A 635-nucleotide genomic window follows, 5' to 3' on the forward strand; every position below is an offset into this window, starting at 1 on the left:
GCGTCGTCGTCCTTCTCGCCGAGAGCGAAATTGTCGAAGTCGCCGGTGGCCGAGGCATAGACCGAGAATCTGCGGCTGAAGGCCAGCCGCTCCTCGTAGAGCGACCCGCTTTCGACGTACTTGCCGGGCACGAAGGTGCCGAGCCGCCAGCGCGTGATCGGGTTCATGTTCGGCAGCGCATGGCCGTAGAGAATGATCTTGACGACCGTCGTGCTGGTGCGACTGGTGATCCTGGCCCAGCGCCAGATGCCGTCAGCTCCTAGAAGGCGAATGGATCGACCGACATCAGAGACCTGAAATCCGGTGTCGTTGTTGATGCCGATGGTTGAGGACGCCGTGAGATCGAACGGCGTCTGATCGAAAGCGGCGATATGCATCGCCAACTCGGCCGAGACGGTGACAACTGCATCGTCTCCACCGCCGCCGCTGAACACCAACTGATGGTATTCGAACGCCGATTTGTTCGTGAAGTCGTAGAAGCGGGTCTCGCCATTGCCCCAGCCGAGTTCGCCCGTACGCGTGTCCAGGGTGACCCAGTTGGTGCCATCATTGGAACCCTGCAATTCCCAAGCAGTGAAGAAATCGTAATCGCCCGTTGCCAGCCGCGACGTGGTGATCCAGTAGGCGTCGACCAC

General features: G+C 60.5%; 1 pseudogene. It reads right to left on the reverse strand.

The annotated features are described in order from the left end of the window. Window positions 1-635 (reverse strand): annotated as a pseudogene (locus EOB49_RS34470) (hypothetical protein); the annotation flags it as partial.

The organism is Mesorhizobium sp. M7A.F.Ca.MR.148.00.0.0, from assembly GCF_003997735.1.
GTDB lineage: Bacteria > Pseudomonadota > Alphaproteobacteria > Rhizobiales > Rhizobiaceae > Mesorhizobium.